General features: G+C 73.0%; 22 protein-coding genes and 1 pseudogene. 14 read left to right on the forward strand and 9 right to left on the reverse strand.

Going from position 1 to position 21542, the window contains the following annotated elements:
* From AB0O11_RS19030 to AB0O11_RS19040, 3 genes are all read left to right on the forward strand, one after another.
* A complete protein-coding gene (locus AB0O11_RS19030; RefSeq protein ID WP_363387946.1) occupies positions 1 to 1161 on the forward strand; it encodes a type III polyketide synthase in 1161 nt (386 codons plus the stop codon).
* Positions 1158 to 1742: an NUDIX hydrolase gene (locus AB0O11_RS19035; RefSeq protein WP_363387949.1), complete on the forward strand. Its 585-nt coding sequence runs from the start codon at positions 1158 to 1160 to the stop codon at positions 1740 to 1742. Before AB0O11_RS19030 ends, AB0O11_RS19035 begins: the two co-directional genes overlap by 4 nt.
* A 99-nt stretch (positions 1743 to 1841) precedes the next feature.
* Positions 1842 to 2264, forward strand: coding sequence for an SHOCT domain-containing protein (locus tag AB0O11_RS19040; RefSeq protein ID WP_363387952.1), 423 nt, complete (start codon positions 1842 to 1844; stop codon positions 2262 to 2264).
* 81 nt (positions 2265 to 2345) lie between these two features.
* On the opposite strand, the gene AB0O11_RS19045 is transcribed toward AB0O11_RS19040, so the two are convergent.
* The gene (locus AB0O11_RS19045) at positions 2346 to 4796 is read right to left on the reverse strand and encodes a Tex family protein (RefSeq protein WP_363387954.1); all 2451 of its coding nucleotides are present in this window, start codon (positions 4794 to 4796) and stop codon (positions 2346 to 2348) included.
* 168 nt (positions 4797 to 4964) lie between these two features.
* Here AB0O11_RS19045 and AB0O11_RS19050 point away from each other — a divergent pair, with 168 nt between their 5' ends.
* From AB0O11_RS19050 to AB0O11_RS19075, 6 genes are all read left to right on the forward strand, one after another.
* The gene (locus AB0O11_RS19050; RefSeq protein ID WP_363387957.1) at positions 4965 to 5357 is read left to right on the forward strand and encodes a PPOX class F420-dependent oxidoreductase; all 393 of its coding nucleotides are present in this window, start codon (positions 4965 to 4967) and stop codon (positions 5355 to 5357) included.
* 110 nt (positions 5358 to 5467) lie between these two features.
* On the forward strand, positions 5468 to 6367 hold the full coding sequence (locus tag AB0O11_RS19055; RefSeq protein WP_363387960.1) for an aminoglycoside phosphotransferase family protein: 900 nt from the start codon (positions 5468 to 5470) through the stop codon (positions 6365 to 6367).
* Positions 6368 to 6411: 44 nt separating this feature from the next.
* On the forward strand, positions 6412 to 7074 hold the full coding sequence (locus tag AB0O11_RS19060) for a TetR family transcriptional regulator (RefSeq protein ID WP_363388086.1): 663 nt from the start codon (positions 6412 to 6414) through the stop codon (positions 7072 to 7074).
* 9 nt (positions 7075 to 7083) lie between these two features.
* On the forward strand, positions 7084 to 7818 hold the full coding sequence (locus AB0O11_RS19065) for a tyrosine-protein phosphatase (protein ID WP_363387963.1): 735 nt from the start codon (positions 7084 to 7086) through the stop codon (positions 7816 to 7818).
* A gap of 115 nt (positions 7819 to 7933) precedes the next feature.
* On the forward strand, positions 7934 to 8356 hold the full coding sequence (locus AB0O11_RS19070) for a VOC family protein (protein ID WP_363387966.1): 423 nt from the start codon (positions 7934 to 7936) through the stop codon (positions 8354 to 8356).
* 45 nt (positions 8357 to 8401) lie between these two features.
* Positions 8402 to 8959, forward strand: a complete 558-nt coding sequence (locus tag AB0O11_RS19075; protein ID WP_363387969.1) for a DUF664 domain-containing protein — start codon at positions 8402 to 8404, stop codon at positions 8957 to 8959.
* Positions 8960 to 8962: 3 nt separating this feature from the next.
* Here AB0O11_RS19075 and AB0O11_RS19080 read toward each other — a convergent pair whose 3' ends face one another.
* Complete coding sequence (locus tag AB0O11_RS19080) at positions 8963 to 9889, reverse strand: pentapeptide repeat-containing protein (protein ID WP_363387972.1); 927 nt, start codon at positions 9887 to 9889, stop codon at positions 8963 to 8965.
* Positions 9890 to 10018: 129 nt separating this feature from the next.
* Here AB0O11_RS19080 and AB0O11_RS19085 point away from each other — a divergent pair, with 129 nt between their 5' ends.
* Positions 10019 to 10681, forward strand: coding sequence for a GNAT family N-acetyltransferase (locus tag AB0O11_RS19085; protein WP_363387975.1), 663 nt, complete (start codon positions 10019 to 10021; stop codon positions 10679 to 10681).
* 6 nt (positions 10682 to 10687) lie between these two features.
* On the opposite strand, the gene AB0O11_RS19090 is transcribed toward AB0O11_RS19085, so the two are convergent.
* Positions 10688 to 11464, reverse strand: coding sequence for an SGNH/GDSL hydrolase family protein (locus AB0O11_RS19090; protein ID WP_363387978.1), 777 nt, complete (start codon positions 11462 to 11464; stop codon positions 10688 to 10690).
* 254 nt (positions 11465 to 11718) lie between these two features.
* A pseudogene (locus AB0O11_RS19095) lies at positions 11719 to 12072 on the reverse strand (helix-turn-helix domain-containing protein); the annotation flags it as partial.
* Between the two features lie 97 nt (positions 12073 to 12169).
* Here AB0O11_RS19095 and AB0O11_RS19100 point away from each other — a divergent pair.
* Positions 12170 to 13384: a pyridoxal phosphate-dependent aminotransferase gene (locus AB0O11_RS19100; RefSeq protein WP_363387981.1), complete on the forward strand. Its 1215-nt coding sequence runs from the start codon at positions 12170 to 12172 to the stop codon at positions 13382 to 13384.
* A gap of 18 nt (positions 13385 to 13402) precedes the next feature.
* A complete protein-coding gene (locus AB0O11_RS19105) occupies positions 13403 to 13735 on the forward strand; it encodes a YnfA family protein (protein WP_363387983.1) in 333 nt (110 codons plus the stop codon).
* A gap of 42 nt (positions 13736 to 13777) precedes the next feature.
* Here the strand turns inward: AB0O11_RS19105 and AB0O11_RS19110 are convergent, their stop codons facing one another.
* From AB0O11_RS19110 to AB0O11_RS19120, 3 genes are all read right to left on the reverse strand, one after another.
* A complete protein-coding gene (locus tag AB0O11_RS19110) occupies positions 13778 to 15445 on the reverse strand; it encodes a metallophosphoesterase family protein (protein WP_363387985.1) in 1668 nt (555 codons plus the stop codon).
* Between the two features lie 210 nt (positions 15446 to 15655).
* Positions 15656 to 15910, reverse strand: coding sequence for a hypothetical protein (locus tag AB0O11_RS19115; RefSeq protein WP_224281991.1), 255 nt, complete (start codon positions 15908 to 15910; stop codon positions 15656 to 15658).
* Between the two features lie 140 nt (positions 15911 to 16050).
* Positions 16051 to 16467: a (2Fe-2S) ferredoxin domain-containing protein gene (locus tag AB0O11_RS19120; RefSeq protein ID WP_363387988.1), complete on the reverse strand. Its 417-nt coding sequence runs from the start codon at positions 16465 to 16467 to the stop codon at positions 16051 to 16053.
* 197 nt (positions 16468 to 16664) lie between these two features.
* Here AB0O11_RS19120 and lepB point away from each other — a divergent pair, with 197 nt between their 5' ends.
* Complete coding sequence (gene lepB, locus AB0O11_RS19125) at positions 16665 to 17318, forward strand: signal peptidase I (protein ID WP_363387991.1); 654 nt, start codon at positions 16665 to 16667, stop codon at positions 17316 to 17318.
* A gap of 16 nt (positions 17319 to 17334) precedes the next feature.
* Here lepB and AB0O11_RS19130 read toward each other — a convergent pair whose 3' ends face one another.
* Positions 17335 to 18990, reverse strand: a complete 1656-nt coding sequence (locus AB0O11_RS19130) for an FAD-binding dehydrogenase (RefSeq protein ID WP_363387994.1) — start codon at positions 18988 to 18990, stop codon at positions 17335 to 17337.
* A gap of 336 nt (positions 18991 to 19326) precedes the next feature.
* On the opposite strand from AB0O11_RS19130, the gene AB0O11_RS19135 reads away from it, so the two are divergent.
* Complete coding sequence (locus AB0O11_RS19135; RefSeq protein WP_363387997.1) at positions 19327 to 20265, forward strand: SGNH/GDSL hydrolase family protein; 939 nt, start codon at positions 19327 to 19329, stop codon at positions 20263 to 20265.
* A gap of 82 nt (positions 20266 to 20347) precedes the next feature.
* Here AB0O11_RS19135 and AB0O11_RS19140 read toward each other — a convergent pair whose 3' ends face one another.
* Complete coding sequence (locus AB0O11_RS19140) at positions 20348 to 21454, reverse strand: HoxN/HupN/NixA family nickel/cobalt transporter (RefSeq protein ID WP_363388000.1); 1107 nt, start codon at positions 21452 to 21454, stop codon at positions 20348 to 20350.
* Positions 21455 to 21542 lie beyond the last annotated feature (88 nt).

Raw genomic sequence — 21542 nt, forward strand, 5'->3', positions numbered from 1 at the left:
ATGGCAACTCTCTGCCGCCCGGCGATCGCCGTGCCCGAGCACGTCATCACCCTCGAACAGACCCTCGACCTGGCCCGTACCCTGCACGCCGGCCACCCCCGACTCGGCCTGGCGCTACGGCTGATCGAGAACACCGGGGTGCGCACCCGGCACCTGGTCCAGCCGATCGAGCGCACCCTCACCCACCCGGGCTTCACCGTCCGCAACGAGGTGTACGAGCGCGAGGCCAAGCGGCGCGTCCCCGAGGTGGTCGAACGCGCCCTCGCCCACGGCGAGCTGACCGCCCGGGACATCGACCTGATCGTCTACGTGTCCTGCACCGGCTTCATGATGCCGTCGATGACCGCCTGGCTGATCAACACCATGGGCTTCCGCTCCGACACCCGCCAGGTGCCGATCGCCCAGCTCGGCTGCGCGGCCGGCGGCGCCGCCGTCAACCGGGCGCATGACTTCTGCCGCGCCTACCCGGGCGCCAACGCGCTGATCGTCGCCTGCGAGTTCTGCTCGCTCTGCTACCAGCCGGCCGATCTCGACGTCGGCTCGCTGCTCTCCAACGGCCTGTTCGGGGACGCGGTCGCCGCCGTGGTGATGCGCGGGAGCGGCGGGCACGGCGTGCAGGTCGAGCGCAACGGCTCGCACCTCGTCCCGCACACCGAGGACTGGATCTCGTACGGGGTGAAGGACACCGGCTTCCACTTCCAGCTGGACAAGCGGGTGCCCGGCACGATGGAGATGCTCGCGCCCGCGCTGCGCGGCCTGGCGGGGAAGCACGGCTGGGACGTCTCCGGGCTCGGTTTCTACATCGTGCACGCGGGCGGCCCGCGCATCCTGGACGACCTGTGCCGCTTCCTCGACCTGGAGCCGGCCACCTTCCGCTACAGCCGGGCGACGCTCACCGAGCGCGGCAACATCGCCAGCGCCGTGGTCTTCGACGCCCTGGCCCGGCTGTTCGCCGACGGCGGCGCGCCCGAGGGCACCCCCGGGCTGATCGCCGGCTTCGGACCGGGCATCACCGCCGAGATCTCACTGGGCAGTTGGGTCGGCGCACCGGCCGAGGGAGCGCGTCCGCGCCGGCCGCTCGCCGTCTCCACCTCCGACATCACCCTCGTCCATCAGAGCGCCTCCCAGCGTTTCCCGGCCACCACTACGATCTCCAAATGACCGATACCACGGACCGCACCGACGCCTCTGCCAGATCCGCCGAACTCGCCGCCCTGTTCCCGGCGTTGCACGCACCGCAGTACTGGAGCTGGGGGCGGTTCGACGCGCAGTTCTCCACCGAGCCGCCGCCGGACGCGCTGGTCACCAACATCCACCTGGTCGGCTTCGCGGACGGTCAGGTGGTGCTCTGCCGGGACGACCGGGACCACTGGTTCCTGCCCGGCGGCACCCGGGAGCAGGACGAGAGCATCGCCTCCTGCCTGGCCCGCGAGTTGCAGGAGGAGGCGGGCGCCCGGCTGCTCGGCGAAGCCCACTGGCTGGGCGCGCACCGCTGCCGCACCGAGGACCCGGTGCCGTACCGGCCGTGGCAGCCGCACCCGGAGAAGGCCTGGCTGTGGGGCTGGGGCGAGGTCGCGCTGGACTCCGCGCCGACCAACCCGGCGGACGGCGAGCAGGTGGTCGAGGTCCGTCCGGTGCCGCCCGCGGAGGCCCAGCGGCTGCTGCTCGCCGGGCACGACGCCTGGTGGGGCGAGCTGGTGGCACTGGCGGTGGAGCTGCGGCGCCGGGCCGGGCTGGGCTGAGACCCCGGCCCCGGCAGCCGTTCCCGCGGCTGCGGGAGGGTCACCGGAACGGCGGAACATCGAGTGAGAGTGTCCGTTTTGTAGTGATATTACTCGGCCATGGACACCACATCACTGGCCGCGGACTACCCGCTGCTCAACATCTTCTGGACGATGTTGGAGCTGTTCCTCTGGATCCTCTGGTTCTTCCTGCTGTTCAAGATCATCACGGACATCTTCCGCAGCCACGACCTCGGCGGCTGGGGGAAGGCCGGCTGGCTGGTCCTGGTGATCATCCTGCCCCTGATCGGCGTCCTCGTGTACCTGATCGTCCGCGGGCAGTCGATGACCAAGCGCGACATCCAACAGGCCCAGGAGAACCAGGCCGCGTTCAAGGCCTACATCCGGGACGCGGCGACGTCGGGACCGGAGGCCGGCGGCCGCAGCCACGTCGACGACCTGGCGAAGCTGGCGGACCTGAAGGAGAAGGGCCACATCTCCGACGAGGAGTACCAGAAGGCCAAGGAGAAGATCCTGGCCTGAACGTCCGGACGGCACGACGGCCGGGGCCGGTGGACGCAGGGGTGCGTCCACCGGCCCCGGCCGCGGTCCGTCCGTCCCGGCTCAGCGCCGCCCGGAGCGCCGGTCGCCCGAGCCGCCCCCGCCGCCGGTCAGGCCCGCGCGGCGCAGCGCGTCGGCCATGGCGCTGTTGGCAGGTGCGCCGCCGCCGAAGCCGCCCCGGTCGCCGCCCCGGTCGCCGCCTCCGCGCCGGTCCTGCCCGCCGCGGCCGCCCTGGCCACCCTGGCCGCCGCCGCGCCGCTCCTGGCGTGGCGGGCGGGCCTGGCGGTCGCCGCGCTCGCTCCCCACCTCGTCGTCCAGCCGCAGGGTGAGCCCGATCCGCTTGCGCGGCACGTCCACCGAGACCACCCGGACCTTGACGATGTCGCCGGGCTTGACCACCTCGCGCGGGTCCTTGACGAAGTTCCTGGACAGCGCCGAGACGTGCACCAGCCCGTCCTGGTGGACGCCCACGTCCACGAAGGCGCCGAAGGCGGCGACATTGGTGACCACGCCCTCCAGCACCATGCCGACCTCCAGGTCACCGATCTTGTCGACGCCCTCCTTGAAGGTCGCGGTACGGAAGGCCGGGCGCGGGTCGCGGCCCGGCTTGTCCAGCTCGCCGAGGATGTCGGTGACGGTCGGGACGCCGAAGGTGTCGTCGGCGAACTCCGCCGGGCGCAGCGCCCGCAGCCGCTCGCCGTTGCCGATCAGCTCGCGCAGCTCCCCGCCGGTCGCGGCCAGGATCCGGCGCACCACCGGGTAGGCCTCGGGGTGCACGCTGGAGGCGTCCAGCGGGTCCTCGCCGCCGGGGATGCGCAGGAAGCCGGCGCACTGCTCGAAGGCCTTGGGGCCGAGCCGGGAGACGTCCTTGAGCTGCTTGCGGGTGCGGAACGGGCCGTTGGCGTCGCGGTGCGCCACGATGTTGTCGGCCAGCGTGCCGGTGATCCCGGAGACCCGGGTGAGCAGCGGCGCCGAGGCGGTGTTGACGTCCACGCCCACGGCGTTGACGCAGTCCTCGACCACGGCGTCCAGCGAACGGGAGAGCTTCACCTCGCTCAGGTCGTGCTGGTACTGGCCGACGCCGATCGACTTGGGGTCGATCTTGACCAGCTCGGCCAGCGGGTCCTGGAGCCGGCGGGCGATCGAGACCGCGCCGCGGATCGACACGTCCAGGTCCGGCAGCTCCTGCGAGGCGAACGCGGAGGCCGAGTAGACCGAGGCGCCGGCCTCGCTGACCATCGCCTTGGTGAGCTTCAGCTCGGGGTGGCGCTTGAGCAGGTCCTCGGCGAGCTTGTCGGTCTCCCGGGAGGCGGTGCCGTTGCCGATCGCGACCAGGTCGACGTCGTGCTTCTTCGCCAGCGCGGCCAGGGTGTGCAGGGCCGCGTCCCACTTGTTGGCGGGCTGGTGCGGGTAGATCGTGTCGTACGCGACGACCTTGCCGGTGGCGTCCACCACGGCGACCTTCACCCCGGTGCGGAAGCCCGGGTCCAGGCCCATGGTGGCGCGGGTGCCGGCCGGGGCGGCGAGCAGCAGGTCGCGCAGGTTGGCGGCGAAGACCCGCACCGCCTCTTCCTCGGCCTCGGCGCGCAGCCGGGCGCGCAGGTCGATGCCGAGGCGGACCAGGATGCGGGTGCGCCAGGCCCAGCGGACGGTGTCGCCGAGCCACTTGTCGGCCGGGCGGCCGTGGTCGGCGATGCCGAAGCGGGCGGCGATCCGCTGCTCGTAGTCGTTCTCGCCGGGCAGGTCGCCCTCGGACCCGCCGTCGTACGGGGAGAGGTCGAGGTCGAGCACCTCCTCCTTCTCGCCGCGCAGCATCGCCAGGATGCGGTGCGAGGGGAGCTTGGTGTACGGCTCGGCGAAGTCGAAGTAGTCGGCGAACTTGGCGCCGTCGCCCTCCTTGCCGTCGCGGACCCTGGCGACCAGCCGGCCGCGGGTCCACATCCGCTCGCGCAGCGAGCCGACCAGATCGGCGTCCTCGCCGAAGCGCTCGACCAGGATCGCCCGGGCGCCCTCCAGCGCGGCGGGGCCGTCCGCGACCGACTCGTTCAGGAACTGTGCGGCCAGCGCGGCCGGATCCTGGCCCGGGTCGGCGAGCAGGGAGTCGGCCAGCGGCTCCAGGCCGGCCTCGCGGGCGATCTGCGCCTTGGTGCGCCGCTTCGGCTTGAACGGCAGGTAGATGTCCTCCAGGCGGGCCTTGGAGTCGGCGGCGAGCACCTGGGCGCGCAGTGCGTCGTCCAGCTTGCCCTGGGCCTCGATCGACTCCAGGACGGCCGCCCGGCGCTCCTCCAGCTCGCGCAGGTAGCGCAGCCGTTCCTCCAGGGTGCGCAGCTGGGCGTCGTCGAGGGAGCCGGTGACCTCCTTGCGGTAACGGGCCACGAAGGGGACGGTCGCGCCGCCGTCGAGCAGGTCGACGGCCGCCTTCACCTGCCCCTCGCGGACGCCCAGTTCCTCGGCGATCTTCCGCTCGATCGCCTGCTGGGCCCGTCGGGCCCCCTGTTCGACTGGCGTGGTCACGAAGCCGGTCACCTTCTCCATCAGTGCTTGCGCCGTACGCCCTGCATTCTGGCAGGTGCCGACGACGACGCCCGGCCGCACCCGGCGCGGCCGGGCGTGGCGCGCCCTCTCGGGGGGCTCCACCGAGGCTTGAGCGGGGCCCAGTTGCGGCTTCCTAGGCTGGCGGGCATGGACACTCTGGATGCCGCCGCCGAGTTGGAGCGGCTCACTGCCGCCAAGTACCTGCTGTTCACCACGTACCGGAAGGACGGCACTCCGGTCGCCACCCCGGTCTGGGTCGCGCGCGACGGTGACGCGCTGGTCTTCACCACCGTGACGAAGACGGGCAAGGTCAAGCGCCTGCGCAACCGTTCGGACGTACTGGTGGGGCCGAGCGACATCCGCGGGAACCTGCTCGGCGCGCAGGTGCCGGCCACCGCGGTGCTGGATCCGGTCCGGGCACCCGCCTACCGGAAGCTGCTGCGTCGCAAGTACGGCGTGCTGTGCGCGGTGGCGCTGACCGCCAACGTGCTGCGCTTCGGCAAGGGCGGCACCATCGGGGTGCGGGTCACCTTCGGCTGACCGTGGTCGCGCGACCGTTTTCGATCGGCCCCCCTTCGACCGGCCTCCGGAACCTGCGCAGTTCGGGAATCCGGCTGAACCGGAACGACCGGCGCTGTACGCTGCCGGGCATGTGCGCTGCCACCCGGATGCACCCCGACGGGCCGGTGGTCGACGCGGCCCTGGTGCGGCGGTTGATCTCCGCCCAGTTCCCCCAGTGGGAGCGCCTCCCGGTCACCCCCGTCTCCGTCCCCGGGGCGGACAACGCGATGTTCCGCCTCGGGACCGAGCTCGCCGTCCGGCTGCCCCGGGTGGAGTGGGCCGCCGGGGGCCTCCGGCGGGAGCAGCAGTGGCTGTCCAGGCTGGCACCGCGGCTGCCGCTGCCGGTTCCGGCGCCGCTCGCGGTCGGCCGGCCTGCTGCCGGCTACCCGTGGGAGTGGTCGGTGCTGCACTGGCTGGACGGCGCCAACCCGACGGTCGGCTCTCTGGCCGCGCCCGAGGCCGTGGCCCGCGACCTGGCCGGCTTCGTCAACGCCCTGCGCACCGTCGACCCGGCCGGCGCCCCGGTCTCCCAGCGCAGCGTCCCGCTCGCCTCCCGGGACGGCGCCACCCGCGCGGCCATCGCCCAGCTCTCCGGGTCGATCGACGCGGCGGCGGCAACCGCGCTGTGGGACAAGGCGCTTCGGCTGCCCGAGTACGCCGGCCCGCCGGTCTGGATGCACGGGGACCTCACCCCCGGAAACCTGCTGCTCGCCCGCACCGGCCGGCTCTCCGCCGTCATCGACTTCGCCCTGATGGGCGTCGGCGACCCGACCGCCGACCTGATCGCCGCCTGGAACCTGCTGCCCGCCACCGCCCGTCCGGCCTTCCGCGCCGCCCTGCACGCGGACGAGGCCATGTGGGCCCGCGGCCGCGCCTGGGCCTTCTCCATCGCGCTGGTGACGATCCCGTACTACCGCCATACCGACCAGGCGCTGACCGCCAACGCCCGCCACGTCGTCCGCGAGGTGCTCGCCGACCGCAGCGTCTAGCAGACCCGGTCAGAAACCTGCCCCGGTCAATCCCCGCTGCTAGCCTGAACCGCATGACCGGACTGCGGGAGCGGAAGAAGGAGCGGACCCGGCGGGCCATCTCGGAGGCGGCCATCGCGCTCTTCCTGGAGCACGGCTTCGACCGGGTGTCGGTGGCGGACGTCGCGGCGGCCGCCGAGGTCTCCAAGCCGACGCTGTTCTCCTACTTCCCCACCAAGGAGGACCTGGTCGTCCACCGCTTCGCCGACCACCAGGAGCAGGCCGCCGAGGTGGTCCGCACCCGGCTGCCCGGCGAGCCGGTGCTCGACGCGCTGCTGCGGGACTTCCTGGCGGGCCTCGCCCGGCGCGACCCGGTCACCGGCCTCAACGACCACCCGGCGGTGCTCGCCTTCACCGCCCTGGTCCACGGCACCCCCAGCCTGGCTGCCCGGGTCGGCGAGTATGTGGCCCGCGCCGAGCAGTCGCTGGCCGAGGCGCTGCGCGAGGCCCCCGGCCTCCCCGGGTCGCAGGACCTCGCCGCCGCCCTGCTCGCCGCCCAGGTCACCGCCACCCAGCGGGTCCTCGCCCTGCACAACTGGCGCCGCATCCAGGACGGCCGCACCGCCGACGACCTGCACGCCGAGGCCGTCGGGGAGGCCACCCGCGCCTTCGACCTGCTCGCCCACGGCTACGGCCCGCCCGCCGGCGACCGGCCCGCCGGTGACTAGAGTGCGCCCATGACGACGCGTCGCCACCCCTTCGATGCCCTGCACAACTTCCGCGACCTGGGCGGCTATCCGGCCGCCGGCGGACGGTCCGTCCGGTGGGGGCTGGTCTACCGCTCCGACTCGCTCGGCAAGCTCGGCTCCCCCGAGGACCTCGACCGGCTCCGGGCCCTCGGCGTACGGACCGTGATCGACCTGCGCTACCCCTGGGAGATCGCCGCCAAGGGCCGGGTGCCCGACTTCGAGGGCCTGGAGTACCACAACCTCTCGATCGAGCACCGCCCGTACGACCAGGCCGAGATCGACCCGGAGCTCGACCCCTGGCGCTACCTCGCCGACCGCTTCGCCGAGGTCGCCGAGGACGGGGTGAAGGAGATCCGCCAGGCCCTGGACGTGATCACGGCCGCCGAGGCCCCGGTGGTCTTCCACTGCGCCTCCGGCAAGGACCGCACCGGGCTGATCGCCGCCCTGCTGCTCACCCTGCTCGGCGCCGGCGAGGACGACATCGCCGCCGACTTCGCCCTCACCGAACTCGCCACCCCGCACTTCGTCGCCGAGTGGCACGCCGCCCACCCCGGCCTCACCCTGCGCTGGCCCGGCTACGGGCGCGCCCCGGAGGCCGTCATCCGGCTCACCCTCGCCGACCTCGCCGACCGCTACGGCTCGGTCGAGGCCTACCTCACCGGCACCCTCGGCATCGACCGCGACCGGATCGACGCCCTGCGCGACCGCCTGCTGACCGACTGAGCGAACGCGCCCCGCCGCGCGGGACGTCGGACCCGGTCCCGCCGTCCCGCCGTCCCGCGCAGCAACGGCCCACTGCCGACGGCCCGTTGTCAGTCGCCCGGCGTACGGTGCCGGCATGACCGCGCATGCCGACGCAGCGAACCTCTTCTCCGGCCTGGGCCGGGTGGTCGTCCTGGTGGCCGACCAGGACGCGACCCTGGCCTTCTACCGCGACGTCCTCGGTTTCCAGGTCCTCCACGACCGCACCGCCGACGGCTACCGGTACCTGCACATCGGGCTCCCCGGCCAGGACGGCATCGGCCTCTGGCCGATGCCCGCCGCCGACGAGCCCGACCGCACCCTGGTCGGCCGCCAGTCCGGCGCCCAGCCGCTGCTCGTCCTGTCCACCCCCGACCTGGACGCCGTCCGCGCCCACCTGCAAGGCCACGGGGTGCGTACCTGGAACCACCGGGAGGACCGGGACAGCCGCTCGCTCCACCTGGCGGACCTGGACGGGAACGAACTCGTCGCCGTCCAGCTGCGCACCCCGGGCGAGTGATAACCCGGTGGCGGGCGGCGGCCGTTGCGGGCGACGATGCCGGGTATGACCGAACCCGAACGCTGGACCCGGGCAACCGTCCACCCCGACATGTGGGCCGACCCGGACGACGACCCCCGCAACAACGACGGCCCCGGCCAGGACGGCGAACTCGGCACGCTCCAGGACTGCCTGACGAACTACCGGCTGACGCTGCGGATGAAGTGCGACGACCTGGACCCGGAGCAGCTGGCCCGCCGCTCGGTGCCACCGTCGACGATGTCCCTGCTCGGGCTGGTCCGGCACCTGGCCGAGGTGGAACGGGACTGGCGGAACTGGATCACCGACGGCGAGCCGCTGCCCAAGCTGTACGGCAGGCGGGACGGGGACTTCGAGGGCGCCGTGGCCGACCAGGCCGTGGCGGACGCCGCTTTCCGCGAACTGGAACGCGAACAGGCCGCGCTGGACGCCGAGTTGGCCGCCTTCCCGGATCTGGGCGAGCGGGTCGGGAAGGACCGGATCGCGATCCGGGAGCTGCTGGTGCACCGGATCGAGGAGTACGCCCGCCACTGCGGCCACGCCGACCTGCTGCGCGAGTGCGTCGACGGCCGGGTGGGCCAGTAGGGGCTAGCGCCGGCGGCCGCCCCGCGCGGGGCGGCCGCCGCCCTTGCCGGAGCCGGGCCCGGCCCCGGCCCTGGCCGTCGGCGCCGGGGCGGCCTCGGGCCAGTGGGCGGGCCGGACGAGGCCGTCCGGGAGTCGGGTGGTGGCGTCGCCGCGGGCCGCGTCGAGCTGGGCCTGGGTGAGGAAGAGGGCCGTGGTGAGGTCCGCGCCGGCCAGGTCGGCGTCCCGCAGGTCCGCGCCGACCAGGTCGGCGAGGCGCAGGTCCGCGCCGGCGAGGTCGGCCGCGACCAGCAGCGCGCCGCGCAGGTTGGCCCCCTGAAGGTCGGCGCCGCGCAGGCGGGCGCCGAAGAGGTCGGCGCCCCGGAGCTCGCGGCGGCGCGGGACGCCGGCCCGGACCAGTTCGCCGGCGCGCAGCAGCAGCTCGCTGACCCGCTGCCGGTGGGCCGGGACGTCGACGGCGAGGATCTCCTCGGGGGTGCCGCCGGCCAGCCGGTCGGTCTCCGCCAGGGCCTGCCGCAGCTCGTCGTGGACGGGACGGGCGGCGGCGAAGGTGAGCGCCTCGGTGAGGTAGCGGAGCAGTTCGTGCAGCTGCCGCACGATCGGAAAGACATCGAACATCGCCTTGGCGCTGTCCGGCTCCTCGCGCCAGCTGCGGCCGCCGAAGGTCACCTGGGAGACCCGCTGCCCGGCGCCGAAGCAGTCGTAGACGGTGCAGCCCCGGAAGCCCCGATCGCGCAGCCGCGCGTGGATGCCGCAGCTGAAGTCGGCCTGGAGGTTGTGGCAGGGGCTGCCGGCCGCCTTGTTCACGGCGAAGTCGGTACCGGCGGCGAACGGCAGGGCGGCGCAGCAGAGCCCGAAGCAGCTGCCGCAGTCGGACCGGAGCGGGGTCGGCGCGGCCGCCGTGGGGTCCTGCGGCGACTCGGTCTCGCGCACGTTCCGGGGTCCTTCCAGCAGCGGGGCGCCGGGCGGCGCGGTGAACCCGGAAATCCTACTGGGCAGACGCCCCTCGACGTCGGTAAGGTACGAAAGTCAATAAAGGCCATTACGCACGGGGGTGGGCTCATGCAGGACCCGGACATCAGGGAGCTGGTCCGGAGGTGGATCGCGGGCTGGGCCGTGTCACGCGGCTCCGCCGAGCCGGTGGACCAGCCCTGGGGCTGGAGCATCGACGTCGGCGCACCGACCGGCGAGGTGGGCCGGCACGTGCTGCCGGAGCCGACCGAGGCCGAGGTCCGCAAGCTCGCCGAGACCATCACCGCGCCGACCACCTGGCTGAAGCTGTTCGCCGAGGACGCGACCGTGCGCCCCTGGCTGGACGAACGGTGGCGCCTGGACGCGCCGGGCTTCCTGATGAGCGTCCCGCTCGCGGCCGAGCGGCCCGAAGCGCCGACCGGGTACACCGTGACCGGCTGGGAGCGGGGCGGGGTCCTCCGGGTGCTGGTGCGCACCGAGGACGGGCACCTCGCGGCCCGCGGCCAGGCGGGCCTGGCCGGCCCGGTGGCCGTACCGGACCAGATCACCACCGTGCCCGAGCACCGCCGCCGGGGCCTGGGCGTCCTGGTGATGCGCGCGCTCCAGTCCGCCGCGTACGAGCGGGGCGCGCGCACCGGCGTGCTGGTCGGCACCCCGGAGGGACAGGCGCTCTACACCGCGCTCGGCTGGACCACCCACGCCCCGATGGCGAGCCTGGTCCTCGACGCGCCGGGCGTCCACGGCGCGAAGTAGCGGACCTCAGCGGTACGGCAGCAGCTCCGGCCGCTTCGCCGGGCGGCCGTCGCCGGAGGAGCGGCCGGTGAGGCGGCGGCCGATCCACGGGCCGAGGTGGGTGCCCAGCCAGCGGGCGTCCTCGCGCAGCCGCTCGGCGCGGCCGGCCGGGGCGGCGGCGGGCAGCGGGGCGCGCCAGTCGAAGGCCGCGGGCCGGCCCAGCGCCTCCAGCACGCCCTCGGCGACCCGGCGGTGCCCTTCGGGCGACAGGTGCAGCCGGTCCTCGGCCCACAGCCGGCGGTCGTCGAAGCAGGGCGCGGAGAACAGGTCGACCACGGCGAAGCCGTCCTGCCGGCCCAGCTCCTGGACGAAGGCCTTCATCCGCAGGATGGCGGGCAGCAGCCGGGCGCTGCCCGCCAGGCGGCGAGTGGGGTCGGTGCTGGTGAACAGCACGACGGTGGCGCCGGTGGCGCGCAGCTCGGCGGCGCAGCGGCCGAGCTGCCGCTCGACCGCGTCGATGTCGCAGCCGGGGCGCAGCACGTCGTTGAGCCCGCCGGCCAGGGTGACCAGCTCGGCGCCCATCGCGGCGGCGGGGGCGAGCTGTTCGTCGTGGATCTGGCCGATGAGCTTGCCGCGGACGGCGAGGTTGGCGTACCGGAAGTCCCCGTCGGAATGCTCGGCGGCCAGCGCCGAGGCGACCCGGTCGGCCCAGCCCTGGTAGTGGCCGTCCGGCAGCAGGTCGTCACACATGCCCTCGGTGAAGGAGTCGCCGACGGCGACGTAGCTGCGGTAGGGGGTGGGCACGGGCTGGCCTCCGCTCTCCTGAGATGGCTCCGCGGTCCGACGATCGTACGTGCGTGCCCACTCGGGGCGGCGCGGGCCCCCGGCCCTCATCGCCCGTCGAGTGTCCGTTCATCAGCCCGGGCCATCCCGGGGCCACGGGGCGGCGGTCGGCGACGGGGGCCTTGCCGCCGCCCCGCCCGTTCCACCGGACACGCGCCCTCAGCCGTCAGCCGTCAGCCGGCCGCGACCGCCTCCTCCGCCGCCTTCCGGGGCGTGAACCAGTGCTCCCGCACGGCGTCGGTGGGCCGCTGCTCGCCGAGGGCGGCCAGGCCCCACTCCCCCAGCGCCTCGACGACCGGCCGCAGTTCGCGGCCGCGCCCGGTCAGCTCGTAGACCGTCGCGTTGGCGGGCCGTTCCAGCCGGCGGCGGGTGACCAGCCCCTCGCCCTCCAGCTGCTTGAGCCGGGCGGCCAGGATGTCGGTGGAGACGCCGGGCAGGTCGGCGTGCAGGTCGGTGTAGCGGCGCGGGCCGCCGAGGAGCTCACGGACGATCAGGAGGCTCCAGCGCTCCCCCACCGCGTCCAGGGCGCGGGCGACGGCGCAGTACTGGTCGTAGCTTCGGCGTGACATGTGGATCAGCATAGCCAAGAGGTTGGACTTTCCAAGTACACACTTGGTAGAACAAAGCTGAAGCAACGGAGCGGTGGTGACGGTCGGGAGGCCGCAGATGGAGTTTCGGCAGTCCAGCAAGCTGAATGACGTGTGCTACGAGATCCGGGGCCCGGTGGTCGACCAGGCCAACGCCCTGGAGGAGGCCGGGCACAGCGTGCTGCGGCTGAACACCGGCAACCCGGCCCCGTTCGGCTTCGAGGCGCCCGAGGAGATCGTCCAGGACATCATCCGCAACCTGCCCAAGGCGCACGGCTACAGCGACTCGCGCGGCATCCTGCCGGCCCGCCGCGCGGTGGTGCAGTACTACCAGCAGCGCGGGGTCCAGGGCATCACCGTCAACGACGTCTACCTCGGCAACGGCGTCTCCGAGCTGATCCAGATGGCCGTCACCGCGCTGGTGGACGACGGCGACGAGGTGCTCGTGCCGATGCCCGACTACCCGCTCTGGACGGCCGCGGTCCGGCTGGCCGGCGGCAAGGCCGTGCACTACCTGTGCGACGAAGAGGCCGAGTGGTACCCGGACCTGGACGACATCGCCGCCAAGATCACCGCCCGCACCAAGGCGATCGTCGTCATCAACCCCAACAACCCCACCGGCGCGGTCTACCCGAAGGAACTGCTGGAGGGCATCCTCGACCTGGCCCGCCGCCACCACCTGATGGTGCTGGCCGACGAGATCTACGACAAGATCCTCTACGACGGCACCGAGCACCACTGCCTGGCCGCCCTGGCCGACGACGTGCTGACCCTCACCTTCAACGGCCTCTCCAAGTCCTACCGGGTGGCCGGCTTCCGCAGCGGCTGGCTGGTCGTCTCCGGGCCCAGGCAGCACGCCACCGACTACCTGGAGGGCCTGACCATGCTCTCCGGCATGCGGCTGTGCCCCAACGTGCCCGCCCAGTTCGCCGTGCAGGCCGCGCTCGGCGGCCACCAGTCCATCAACGACCTGGTGCTGCCCGGCGGCCGGCTCACCGAGCAGCGCGACATCGCGGTCAAGGCGCTCAACGAGATCCCCGGCGTCAGCTGCGTCAAGCCCAAGGGGGCGCTGTACGCCTTCGCCAGGCTGGACCCGGCGGTGCACCGGATCGTCGACGACGAGCGCTTCGTGCTGGACCTGCTGCTGCGCGAGAAGATCCACGTCGTCCAGGGCACCGGCTTCAACTGGCCCCGCCCGGACCACTTCCGCTTCGTCACCCTGCCGCGCGCCGACGACCTGGAGACGGCCGTCAACCGGATCGGGCGCTTCCTGGCGACGTACAAGCAGAACTGAGCGCCTACGCTCGACCGCATGACCGTCCTGCGCTCCGTCGCCCTGTTCGTGCTCGCCGCGCTCGCCGAGATCGGCGGCTGCTGGCTGGTGTGGCAGAGCGTGCGGGAGCAACGGCCGTGGTGGCTGGCCGGGTTGGGGGTGGTGGCGCTCGGCGCGTACGGCTTCGTCGCGGCCCTCCAGCCGGACAGCCACTTCGGCCGGGTGCTGGCCGCCTACGGCGGGGTGTTCGTGGCCGGCTCCCTGCTGTGGGGCATGGCCGTCGACGGCTTCCGGCCGACCCGCTACGACGTGCTGGGCGCGCTGATCTGCCTGGCCGGGGTCGCCGTCATCATGTACGGGCCCCGGCGCTGAGGTCCTCCCTCACCGCCGGGGCCCGCCGGGTGCCTCCGGGGACTACCAGCCCCAGCCGCCGCCCTGGCCGTCGTCGTCCTGGTTCGAGTCCCAGCCCTCGCCGACCTTGCGCAGGATCGTGTAGTTGTCGATCTGCGTGCCGTCCTCGGCCAGCGCGGTGACCTTCATCACCGACTTCTGGCCCAGGTGCTTCGGGGTCACGTCGACCTTGATGAAGGAGTAGCCGGTGTAGCGCACCCGCGACCACTGGATGGTCTCGGGGGTCTTCACCCGGCCCTTGCTCCAGTAGTAGGTCGTGACCTCGTCCTGGTGGTTCTCGTGCCCCTCGTAGGTGTCCGGCACGTCGAACTTGTACAGGCTGCGGCCGGCCGCACCCGCGGTGACGTAGACCACGCCGTCCTTGGCCGGCTCGATGGTGGCGCCGCTCGGCACCTGCTTCGAGACCTTGTTGCCGAGGATCGCGTCGGTGCGCTCGTAGATGTGGTTGTGGCCGTTGATGACCAGGTCCACCCGGTACTTCTCGAACAGCGGCACCCAGGCCTCGCGGACACCGCCCTCGGAGGCGTGCGCGACGGTGGTGGAGAAGGCGCAGTGGTGGAAGAAGACCACGACGAAGTCGATGGTCTCGTCGTTGCGCAGGTCCTTGAGGGTGCGCTCCAGCCACTTGGTCTGCTTGTTCGCCGAGATGCCCAGGTTGGCCGGGATCTCGTAGGAGACGTCGTTGGCGTCCAGCGAGATCACGCCGACGTTCTTGTAGCGGAAGGTGTAGACGCCGGGGACGGTGCGCGGGTCCGGGCCGTTGTTCGGCAGGAAGAAGCGGGCGTTCTCGCCGCCGTAGCCGTTCGGCGAGTACCAGGCCTCGACGTCGTGGTTGCCGTACGCGACCATCCACGGGATGTCGGCGGCGACCGTCTCGGTCTGCACCAGGAAGTCGTCCCAGGTCTTCGCGTTGAAGACGGACTTGTCCGGGTCGGTGCCGGAACCGGCCGGGTCGGCGTAGCAGATGTCGCCGGCGTGCAGGTGGAAGGCCGGGTTCTGGGCCTTGATGATGTGGTCGTTGCCGGCCGCGTGCGAGCTGACGCCCTGGTCACCGAAGGCGGTGAAGGTGAACGGCTCGTACACCTTGCCCCAGCGGTGGTCGCGGGAGGGCGCGGTGCGGAAGGTGTGCAGGGTGGAGATCTGCTGCTGCGAGGCCGGGTCGAAGCCCTCGTGGCCGACACCGTAGTAGTAGGTCGTGTCGGGGCGCAGGTCCTCCAGCGCCACGTGCAGGTAGTACTGGTCCACCGGCTGGCTGTTCGGGGTCAGCGCCGGGGTGTGCAGCGCGCGGACCTCGGCCTGGACCTTGTGGCTCAGCTCCCACGGGGTCCTGCCGAAGCGCAGGAACGGCTTCTTGACCGGGGCCGGGACCTGCCAGGAGATGCGGAACTGGGTGTCCGGCTCGGGGCCGAACTGGAGGTGACGGCCGATCGGCGCGACCAGCGAGCCGTCGACGCCGTCGGTCGTGCCACCGGTCAGCAGCTGCGGGCCGGCCGGAGCGGCAAAGGCCGTCCCGCTGCCCAGCGCGCCACCGACGGCGACGGCGCCCACGGTCACGGCACCGGCGCGCAGCATCCGGCGGCGGGAGAAACGGGCCCGCAGGTACTCGTGCTGCTCGGCCATGCTCATGCGGTCGGCAAGCTTGGCCGGCACGCCCATGTTGGGGATATCCATGCGCGGGACTCTTTCAGCGGCGCGTTGATCGCGCACGGACGCCGGGTGAACGGGTCGCAGCGCACCGCCCATTCGAACGCCAATGTTCGACCATGGTTCGGTAAAGAACGTGTCCGTACCGTCTCGACGCCGCATCATGGCCCCCACCCGCACCTCGGCCTGAGCGGGTGTCAGAGCTGGTGTCAGAGCGGGTGCGGCGGGCGGGCGCGGTCAGCCCGAGGGCTCGTCCCAGTGGGTGGCGGCCCGGTTGCCGGTGCCGTCACAGGTCCGGCAGATCTCGTCCCGGTAGGCGTGCTTGGCGCCGGTCGCGTCCACCCGGTAGCGCACGTACACCCCGGTGCCGTCACAGAGGAAGCAGTTGCCGCCCCCGCCGCCCACCTCGGTGGTGCCGGTGCCCTGGCAGGTCCGGCAGCTGAGGCCGGCGGTCCGGCCGGTGCCCGCGCAGATGCGGCAGACCGTCGTCATCGGCTTCCTCCCTCGCGCGGAAACGGCTCGGCACCGTCCGGAACGGCCCGATGCCACCGGTCATGGTAGTGGCGAAGGCCCCCGGACCACCCCGGCTGCATACGATCCGACGATCAGTCAGTAGAGCCGAGGGTGCGGCCTCACTCGGGCAGGCCCTCGCGGACCCGTCGGGAGACCGAGATCAGCTGGAGGTCGAGCAGCCCGGGCGGGTCGGCGAGGCCCGGACCGCCCGCGCGCACCCAGGCGGCGATCTCGTCGATCATCTCGTCCATCAGCACGAAGCCCAGCCAGACCGGCCGGCCGCCCGCCGCCCGGCCCTCGGCGGAGGGACCGACCACCACCACGTTGGACTGGGTGCACACGTCCAGGCACTTGACCGCCCGGACCCGGCCCGCCGCGCCCACCGCCGTCCGCAGCCGCTCGTACTGGCCCGCGTGGTCCACCCCGGGGTGCTTCGCCTCGGTGCCGCAGCAGCAGCCCCGGCAGACGGTGACGGTCACGGGGGCGTCGGCGCCCCGCTTGCGCTCCCGGGCACCGTCGCGGTCTCGGCGGCTCATCGGTTCTCCTGACCCCTCCTGGTCGGCGGCGCACTGCGCACCGGCCTCCGCACTGTACCCGTCACCCCGTCACCGCCCCGGCCACGGGTCGGATCCGGAGGAGGGTGCCCTCAACAGGAGCTCACCCTTCCGATTAAGCTGCGCACAGCTCCGCTCGGGTACGGGGGAGGAGCGGAACCGGGGAGAGGGACGGACGGATGCCGAAGCGAAGGGCCCGAGGCCTGCGGGTCTCACTGGCCGTGGCCGTGACCGGAATCCTGTGCGCGGCGCTCGGAGCCTCGGTGGTCCTGACCGGCGGCTACTCGGTCCACCGGATGGCGGGCGGCACGATGCGCCCGGAGCTGCGGGAGGGCGACCGGCTCCTCTCCGACCGTGTCGCGGCCGCCGACGTCCGGCGCGGCGAGGTCTACCTCGCCGACTCCCCCTGGATGCTCGACCACCTCGTCGTCTCCCGCGTCGCGGCCCTCGGCGGGGACCGCATCGCCTGCGCCGACGGACAGGCCACGCTGAACGGGCGGCCACTGGACGAACCGCCCGCCCGCCAGGCCCACACCTGCTACCGGGACTTCGACGTCACCGTCCCGCCCGGCCGGGCCTTCCTGATGAGCGACCAGCGGGAGAGCGCCATCGACTCCCGGATCGACAGCGGGGACGAGTGGCAGGGCACCGTCGACCTCGCCACGCTCACCGGGCACCGGGTGGTCTGGCACAGCGGGCCCGACGCACCCGGGCTACCGGGGAAGCTCACCGGCGCCGTCGTGCTGGGCGCGCTCGGGGTGCTGCTCGCCCTCGGCGGGCTGATCGCCGCGCTCGTCACCGGCAGTGCGGCCCGCCGCCGAGGGGAGTCGTGACCCGGCCCGCGCCCCGCTACCCGACCGCCCGCGCCGCCGCCCGGCCCGCCGTACGGCCCGAGAACAGGCAGCCGCCCAGGAACGTGCCCTCCAGCGAGCGGTAGCCGTGCACGCCCCCGCCGCCGAAGCCGGCCGCCTCGCCGGCCGCGTACACCCCCGCCAGCACCTCGCCGTCCGGCCGCAGCACCCGGGAGGACAGGTCGGTCTCCAGCCCGCCCAGCGACTTGCGGGTCAGGATGTTCAGCCGGACGGCGATCAGCGGGGCGGCGCCCGGGTCGAGGATGCCGTGCGGGGCCGCGGTGCGGACGAGCTTGTCGCCGAGGTGGCGGCGGGCACCGTGGATGGCGGCGACCTGGAGGTCCTTGGCGAAGGGGTTGGCCAGCTGCCGGTCGCGGTACTCGACGGTGCGGCGCAGCTCGTCCGGGTCGATCAGCGGCTCGTCGGTCCTGGCGTTCATGCCCCGGGCGAGGTCGGCGAGGTTGCCGGCGACCACGAAGTCCCGCCCGTGCCGCAGGTGCCCCTGGATCGGGCCGGGGGCGCCGGGCAGCGCGCGGCCGAGCACGCCGCGCACCGACTTCCCGGTCAGGTCGGGGTTCTGCTCGGAGCCGGAGAGGGTGAACTCCTTCTCGATGATGCGCCGGTTGAGCACGAACCAGGTGTACTCGTACCCGGTGGACATGATGTGCTCCAGCGTCCCGAGGGTGTCGAAGCCGGGGAACAGCGGGACGGGCAGCCGCCGCCCGCGCGCGTCCAGCCAGAGCGAGGAGGGGCCGGGCAGGATGCGGATGCCGTGCCGGGCCCAGATCGGGTCCCAGTTCTCGATGCCCTCGGTGTAGTGCCACATCCGGTCCCCGTTGATCAGGCTGGCCCCGGCCCGGCCGGCGACCTCCAGCATCAGTCCGTCCACGTGCGCGGGCACGCCGGAGAGCAGCCTGGCGGGCGGGGTGCCGAGCCGGGCCGGCCAGGCCTTGCGGACCAGGTCGTGGTTGCCGCCGATGCCGCCGGAGGTGACGATCACGGCCTGGGCCCGCAGTTCGAAGCTCCCGGCGACCTCGCGCGAGCTGGCCTCGCCCCGGCCCGCCGGGCTCGGCACCAGCACCTCGCCGGTGACGGTGTCGACGGCGCCCGCGGTGGCGGACAGCCCGGTGACGCGGTGCCGGAAGCGCAGGTCCACCAGGCCGCGCGCGGCGGCGGCGCGGACCTTCCGGACGAAGGGCTCCAGCAGACCCGGCCCGGTGCCCCAGGTGATGTGGAAGCGCGGCACCGAGTTGCCGGGCCCGTCGGCGAGGAAACCGCCGCGCTCGGCCCAGCCGACCACCGGGAAGAACCGCACGCCCATCCCGTGCAGCCAGGACCGCTTCTCGCCCGCCGCGAAGTCCACGTACGCCTCGGCCCAGCGGCGCGGCCAGGCGTCCTCGGCACGGTCGAAGCCGGCCGTGCCGAGCCAGTCCTGCCAGGCGAGGGCGTGCGAGTCGCGGATGCGCATCCGGCGCTGCTCGGGCGAGTCGACCAGGAAGAGGCCGCCGAAGGACCAGTGCGCCTGGCCACCGAGGGAGGCCGCGGGCTCCTGGTCGAGCAGGATCACCTTCCGCCCGGCGTCGGCGAGTTCGGCGGTGGCGGCCAGACCCGAGAGTCCCGCTCCGATGACGATGACGTCGGCGTCCAGGGCCATGCGCAGTCCTCCGTCGTGGCTCGCGTTGGCGGCGCGCCCGAGGCGTGCCGTTGCTGTGCGCCCGATACTGCGGCCTGCGGTGACGTCCGGTCAACCGGCCGGTAACAACCGTCGGCGCGAATTCCGCTCCGGGCCGTTTCGGAAATGCCGTCGACACCCATGCGATACCGGGTGGAGCGAAATGCGAAATGCGATCCGGGGCCACCTGACGGAATGTCGGCAATTTCTGCGCAAACCATGGACGCCCCGGAAACCTGGCAGTAACTTACCTGCGAGTAGCTGTGGCCCGGCTCGGCACGACCCCCCACCCGCCGTTTCTCTCCCCCAGGAGGAACCGTGCTCCGCCCTGCCCGGAAATCCCGGCACCTCCGGAATTCCACCGCACTCGCCGCCGTCGCCCTCGGCGCCGCGCTCGCGCTCACCTCCACCACCGCCCAGGCCGCCACCCCGGCGCCGAAGCACTACGTGGCGCTCGGCGACTCCTACGCCGCCGGCGCCGGCGTGCCGGGCCAGTCGGCCGGCCTGTGCCTGCGCTCCGACCGCAACTACGGCCACCTGGTCGCCGCCGCCCTCAAGGCCGGCACGTACACCGACGTCACCTGCTCCGCGGCCAAGATCAAGGCGATGACGCAGCCCCAGTACGACGCCTTCATCAGGGTCAACGACCCGCAGCTGGACGCGGTGACCGCCGACACGGACCTGGTCACCCTCGGGATCGGCGGCAACGACCTCGCGGCCAGCGACCTCGGCCTCGGCGAACTGGTCGCCACCTGCATCGCCGGCGCCGTCGTCAACCCGTTCGGCACGCCCTGCAAGGACGTCTACCACCACGGCTACTGGGACTGGAGCACCATGTCCTGGCAGTACGGCACCGACGACCTGGCCGAGCGGATCCGCACCACCATCGCCCCGCAGCTGGCCGACACCCTCAAGCGCATCCACGCCAAGGCGCCCGGGGCCAGGGTGCTGCTGGTCGGCTACCCGTCCGTGCTGCCCGCCGACGGCTCGAAGTGCGTCCTGCGCCAGCCGGTGACCCCGGGCGACGTCGAGTACATGCACTCCGTGCTCGACAAGCTGAACGCCGCCCTGAAGTCCACCGCGGCCGCGAACGGCGCGACCTACGTGGACACCGCGACGCCGACCGTCGGTCACGACGTCTGCTCGGACGACCGCTGGATCGAGGGCGCGCTGCCCGGCTCGCCCGCCGTGCCGTTCCACCCGAACGCGACCGGCGAGCGGGCGATGGCGCAGGCGGTGCTCGCCGCGCTGAAGTAGCGGGGCACCGCGGCCCGCCCGGAAGGCCCCGTGGGGCCGGTGACCAGACCCCGGTCACCGGCCCCACGGCTGCGTGCGCGTCCTACTCGGAGTCGCCCGAGGCGGAGGCGGAGGCCAGCCCGGCCGACCACTTCTCCTCGACGTTGCCGAGCTTCCAGTAGGCGATCGCCGCCGCCCAGGTGAGCACGAACAGTCCGACGATGGCGTAGCCGACGAAGTTGAGGTCCAGCTCGCCGATCCAGGCGATCGGACCACTGGTGATGTCCAGCTTCTCGCCGAGCAGGCCGATCAGCTCGATCGAGCCGATCACCAGCGCGACCAGCACCGACAGCCCGGTGACGGTCAGGTTGTAGTAGATCTTGCGGACCGGCTTGGAGAAGGCCCACTCGTACGCGAAGTTCATGAACGAGCCGTCGATGGTGTCCAGCAGGCTCATCCCGGCCGCGAACAGGATCGGCAGCGTGAGCAGCGCGTACCAGGGCAGCGAGAAGGCCGCCGCGCCGCCCGCCAGCACCAGCAGGGACACCTCGGTGGCGGTGTCGAAGCCCAGCCCGAACAGCAGGCCCACCGGGTACATGTGCCAGGGCTTGGTGACGGCCCTGGTGACCCTGCCGAGGATGCGGTTCATCAGCCCGCGCCGCTCCAGCTGGCGCTCCAGCTCCGCCTCGTCGTACTCGCCCTCGCGCATCCGGCGGAAGACCTTGAGGATGCCGTTGAAGGCGCCCAGGTTGATCAGGCCGAGCAGCAGCAGGAAGGTGCCGGAGACGGTGACGCCGATCAGGCCGGTCAGCTCGTGCAGCGTCGAGTCGTCGGACTCCACCTGGCCGGCCAGCGAGCGGATGCCGAGGGCCAGCAGCGCGCAGAGGCCGAAGACGATCGAGGAGTGCCCGAGCGAGAACCAGAAGCCGACCGACAGCGGCCGCTTGCCCTGGCCCATCAGCTTGCGGGTGGTGTTGTCGATGGCGGCGATGTGGTCCGCGTCGAAGGCGTGCCGCATGCCGAGGGTGTAGGCGGTCAGGCCCATGCCCGCACCGAACACCTGGCCGCCGACGTCGTAGTGCTCGGGCTCGACCAGCGCGAGCAGGGTGAACCAGCCGATGACGTGCAGCGCGAGGATGAAGCCGCCCATTCCGGCCAGGCGGATCCACTCCTCACGGGTGAGCCGGTCGCGCCAGCGGGGGGCGGTCATCGTCGTGTCCTTTCGGTCGGGCGGTCGAAGCTGGGCCATCTTTCCGCCTTGACGCGCGCAGTTGCAAGTCATGCGCAATTACGGATTC

The sequence above is a fragment of the Kitasatospora sp. NPDC093102 genome (assembly GCF_040683915.1).
Taxonomy (GTDB): Bacteria; Actinomycetota; Actinomycetes; order Streptomycetales; family Streptomycetaceae; genus Kitasatospora.

Excerpts from the sequence above, each read along its gene's own strand:
- AB0O11_RS19105 (WP_363387983.1), top strand. The coding sequence starts at position 13,403 with ATGACCGTCCTGCGCTCCGTCGCCCTGTTCGTGCTCGCCGCGCTCGCC.
- AB0O11_RS19100 (WP_363387981.1), top strand. The coding sequence starts at position 12,170 with ATGGAGTTTCGGCAGTCCAGCAAGCTGAATGACGTGTGCTACGAGATC.
- AB0O11_RS19115 (WP_224281991.1), bottom strand. The coding sequence starts at position 15,910 with ATGACGACGGTCTGCCGCATCTGCGCGGGCACCGGCCGGACCGCCGGC.
- AB0O11_RS19040 (WP_363387952.1), top strand. The coding sequence starts at position 1,842 with ATGGACACCACATCACTGGCCGCGGACTACCCGCTGCTCAACATCTTC.
- AB0O11_RS19055 (WP_363387960.1), top strand. The coding sequence starts at position 5,468 with ATGTGCGCTGCCACCCGGATGCACCCCGACGGGCCGGTGGTCGACGCG.
- AB0O11_RS19050 (WP_363387957.1), top strand. The coding sequence starts at position 4,965 with ATGGACACTCTGGATGCCGCCGCCGAGTTGGAGCGGCTCACTGCCGCC.
- AB0O11_RS19110 (WP_363387985.1), bottom strand. The coding sequence starts at position 15,445 with ATGGATATCCCCAACATGGGCGTGCCGGCCAAGCTTGCCGACCGCATG.
- AB0O11_RS19070 (WP_363387966.1), top strand. The coding sequence starts at position 7,934 with ATGACCGCGCATGCCGACGCAGCGAACCTCTTCTCCGGCCTGGGCCGG.
- lepB (WP_363387991.1), top strand. The coding sequence starts at position 16,665 with ATGCCGAAGCGAAGGGCCCGAGGCCTGCGGGTCTCACTGGCCGTGGCC.
- AB0O11_RS19035 (WP_363387949.1), top strand. The coding sequence starts at position 1,158 with ATGACCGATACCACGGACCGCACCGACGCCTCTGCCAGATCCGCCGAA.
- AB0O11_RS19030 (WP_363387946.1), top strand. The coding sequence starts at position 1 with ATGGCAACTCTCTGCCGCCCGGCGATCGCCGTGCCCGAGCACGTCATC.
- AB0O11_RS19130 (WP_363387994.1), bottom strand. The coding sequence starts at position 18,990 with ATGGCCCTGGACGCCGACGTCATCGTCATCGGAGCGGGACTCTCGGGT.
- AB0O11_RS19120 (WP_363387988.1), bottom strand. The coding sequence starts at position 16,467 with ATGAGCCGCCGAGACCGCGACGGTGCCCGGGAGCGCAAGCGGGGCGCC.
- AB0O11_RS19065 (WP_363387963.1), top strand. The coding sequence starts at position 7,084 with ATGACGACGCGTCGCCACCCCTTCGATGCCCTGCACAACTTCCGCGAC.
- AB0O11_RS19140 (WP_363388000.1), bottom strand. The coding sequence starts at position 21,454 with ATGACCGCCCCCCGCTGGCGCGACCGGCTCACCCGTGAGGAGTGGATC.
- AB0O11_RS19075 (WP_363387969.1), top strand. The coding sequence starts at position 8,402 with ATGACCGAACCCGAACGCTGGACCCGGGCAACCGTCCACCCCGACATG.
- AB0O11_RS19085 (WP_363387975.1), top strand. The coding sequence starts at position 10,019 with ATGCAGGACCCGGACATCAGGGAGCTGGTCCGGAGGTGGATCGCGGGC.